This window comes from Suttonella ornithocola (assembly GCF_001889065.1).
Taxonomy (GTDB): Bacteria; Pseudomonadota; Gammaproteobacteria; order Cardiobacteriales; family Cardiobacteriaceae; genus Suttonella_A; species Suttonella_A ornithocola.
Genome location: NZ_LWHB01000160.1, coordinates 1 through 3,552, shown reverse-complemented (window position 1 = coordinate 3,552; position 3,552 = coordinate 1). Strand labels below are relative to the sequence as shown.

The window sequence follows — 3,552 nt, the reverse complement described above, 5'->3', positions numbered from 1 at the left end:
TGATGGTCAAACCTCAATTACCGGGCTATTCTGGCTGGGCTGGCTCTGTTGCTTTATCGCTACTCGTTATCCCTGTTGTAGTTCGTACCACTGAAAATATGCTTAATTTAGTACCTGACCGTCTGCGCGAAGCGGCTTATGCACTTGGTACGCCTAAGTGGAAATTAACTTTAAATGTTACCTTAAAAGCCGCAAAAACGGGGGTATTAACCGGCATTATTCTCGCTTTTGCCCGAATCTCTGGCGAAACTTCCCCTCTACTCTTTACCGCGCTAAATAATCAATTCTTCAGTACAGATATGAGTCGCCCAATGGCAAATTTACCTGTGATGATTTTTAATTCAGCACTAGGTGCGTATCAAAATCTCATTGACCTTGCTTGGGCTGCTGCGTTTCTCATTACACTCGCTGTACTTATTGCCAACATTACCGCCCGCTATCTCAGCGGAAAACATTTATAATAACATGACTGTACGCCTATGAATTTTCAAGCTATGCATACTCCACTTACCGATACTTTAGAAACCACTGACAAATCGCTTAACCGTCAGCCAGCAAAAATTCAGGTCAATCAGCTGGATTTTTACTATGGAAAATTTCATGCTCTAAAGAATATTCAACTCACCATTCCTGAAAAAAAAGTTACTGCTTTTATTGGTCCTTCAGGTTGTGGTAAATCCACACTACTACGAGTTCTTAATCGGATGTACAGCCTTTATCCTGGGCAACGAGCAGAAGGTGAAATTTTGCTAGATGGCGACAATATTCTTTCCGAAAAGCAAGACTTAAATCTTCTTAGAGCCAAAGTCGGAATGGTATTTCAAGCCCCTACCCCATTTCCTATGAGCATTTATGATAACGTCCTTTTTGGTGCCAAACTTTATGCCAAAATGAGTCGCAGTGAAATGGATGATCGTGTTGAAAGTGCCCTTAAACGCGCTGCTCTTTGGAACGAAGTCAAAGACAAACTCAAACAGCCAGGTTCCTCTCTTTCTGGTGGACAGCAACAACGATTATGTATTGCGCGCGCCATTGCAGCACAACCTGAAGTTATTTTACTTGATGAGCCAACCTCAGCGCTTGACCCTATTTCTACCGCTGCAATAGAAGAACTCATAGATGAACTCAAACAAGATTACACCATTGCGATTGTTACTCATAACATGCAACAAGCTGCGCGTTGTTCTGATTTTACTGCCTATATGTACCTTGGCGAATTAGTCGAAATTGATGCCACAGATAAAATTTTCACCAAACCGGGCAGACAAGAAACCGAAGACTACATCACTGGAAAATTTGGTTAATTTTCAAAAATATTTTTCATCTCATCAGCAAAGATGAGATGAAGCCCCTAAAAATTTTCTTAAATGATAATTTTTCTCACATATAGCAAAAATTATCCTTATAATTACGATAAAAATTAAAAATAAGGGAAGCCATGCTAGAGCGTCATCATTTAGAAATCGTTAAAGCAGTTGTTGAAACAGGAACCTTAACTCTCGCAGCACAAAAATTATTCTTAACGCAGCCTGCACTCTCTCACACCATTAAGCGTCTTGAAGATAATCTCGGTGCAGCAATATGGGAAAAATCTGGAAGAAAAGTTCGATTAACAAGAGCTGGAGAATATTTATATCAACTATCTCAGCGACTTTTACCACAATTTGAACATGCAGAAGACCAATTACAACGCTTTTCTCTAGGACTTCAAGGTGACTTAAGAATTGGAATGGAATGTCATCCTTGCTACCAATGGTTAATTAAAAATGTTAGACCTTATCTTGAGAAATGGAAAAATGTAGATGTAGATGTTCGTCAGCAATTCCAATTTAAAGGTATTGCCGCATTATTTGCCTATGAAGTAGATATTTTAATTACGCCCGATCCGGTTTTTTCTGATGGACTGATATTTACACCAGTATTTCCATATGAACTCATGTTGGTCATGAATACCGCTCATCCCTTAGCACAAAAACAAAGAATTTTTCCAGAAGATTTACAAAATCAAACTTTATTTACCTATCCTGTCCCACCAGAGAGATTAGATATTTTCCAACAATTTTTATTACCTGCAAATTATTTTGTAAAACATCACAAAACAGCAGAAACAACGGAAATTTTACTCGCAATGGTAGCAGCTAGTAGAGGAATAACGGCATTACCAGCTTGGTTAATTGCGGAACGTGCTGACCAGTTTTCACTAACAATGCGTCCACTCGGTCATCAAGGTATCCATAAGCACATCTATATTGGAATGAGAGAAGTCGATCAAAAAATTGATTATATCAAAGACTTTATAGAAATCTCTTCCAAACAAAATGATAAAAAATAGATAGTGGTTTAAAAAATATGCTGAGTAATTTCTGTAAAAGAATATCACCGCAATATATTGAAATTTAGATATTTTATTGTTATTGAAATTATTGAGTTGTAGTTCAGCATACTTTTCAAACCACTACCAAAAATAAAAACTGTAGTCTTTCATTACCTAAACTATTCTTTTATAAGAAACTAAGACTACATTCGCAAAACGCTAAGAATGTATGGGTTATAAAAGTTTCTGATAATGCTAGAATAGATTTTATTTTTCCATTAATTTTCTATGAAACAGCTATCTCCTGCAACTGTCTTGATAATAGATGACGAAGAAATGATACGTGAAAGCCTGATCGATATTTTAGAAGACGAAGGCTATCATACATTACATGCTGAAAATGCTGAACAAGCTAAAGTACAATATGCTGCACATCAGCCAGATTTAATTTTATTAGATATCTGGATGCCAGATATGGATGGCATAACTCTTCTAAGAGAATGGCAAAATGAAAATCAATTAAGCGCTCCTGTGATCATGATGAGTGGACACGGTACGATTGAAACAGCAGTCGAAGCAACCAAATTAGGGGCTTATTACTTTCTAGAAAAGCCATTATCTACCTCAAAATTATTACTGACTATTGAAAGAGCATTGCAAACTCAAGAATTAATTAATCAAAATGCAAATCTAAAAGCTCAAATTGATCCACCAATAGAAATTATTGGAAAAACATCCGTTATGTCAGCCTTGCGTGAAAAAGCAGATATTTTTGCTAAAAAAAAATATTCCTTTACTAATTGCTGGTCAAGCAGGAAGTGGGAAACAACATATTGCGCGCTATATCCATCAGCATAGCCAATGGAAAGAAGGTAAATTTGTTGTTGCAAACCTATCTGCCATGGATTCTAACCACATATTATCTGCTTTAAATGGTAGCGAAAAACATCTAGGTTTAATTACACAAGCAAGAGGAGGAACACTCTATTTAGACGAAATAGCTCAATTAAATGAAGAAACACAAGAATCTTTACTTAATTTAATTGAAAATCATAGCTATATTCCTAATGGAGAACTAGGGCAGCAAAATATTGAATTACGCTTAATTTGTGCTAGTCGCTTCTCTGCTTCAATGCTAAGAGAGCAATTAAAGCCAGAATTATTTGATCATTTAACCATTGCGTCATTAAACCTACCGACACTTGAGGAGCATAGCGCAGATGTTCCTGAACTGTTAG

Annotated in this window: 5 protein-coding genes; all 5 read left to right on the top strand. The window is 36.7% G+C overall.

The window, feature by feature from the left end:
- Positions 1-461 (top strand): ABC transporter permease subunit (locus A5N85_RS11485; RefSeq protein WP_084601767.1); only part of this gene is annotated, 461 nt, incomplete at its 5' end.
- A 33-nt stretch (positions 462-494) separates the two neighbouring features.
- Positions 495-1,304 (top strand): phosphate ABC transporter ATP-binding protein PstB, encoded by an 810-nt coding sequence (gene pstB / locus A5N85_RS11480; RefSeq protein WP_072577349.1) that lies wholly within the window; start codon positions 495-497, stop codon positions 1,302-1,304.
- Positions 1,305-1,438: 134 nt separating this feature from the next.
- Positions 1,439-2,332, top strand: a complete 894-nt coding sequence (locus A5N85_RS11475) for a LysR family transcriptional regulator (protein ID WP_072577348.1) — start codon at positions 1,439-1,441, stop codon at positions 2,330-2,332.
- 297 nt (positions 2,333-2,629) lie between these two features.
- A complete protein-coding gene (locus A5N85_RS11470) occupies positions 2,630-3,172 on the top strand; it encodes a response regulator (RefSeq protein WP_211268187.1) in 543 nt (180 codons plus the stop codon).
- A partial coding sequence (locus A5N85_RS11465) for a sigma 54-interacting transcriptional regulator (protein ID WP_169818664.1) occupies positions 3,087-3,552 on the top strand: 466 nt, incomplete at its 3' end. The genes A5N85_RS11470 and A5N85_RS11465, both read left to right, overlap by 86 nt.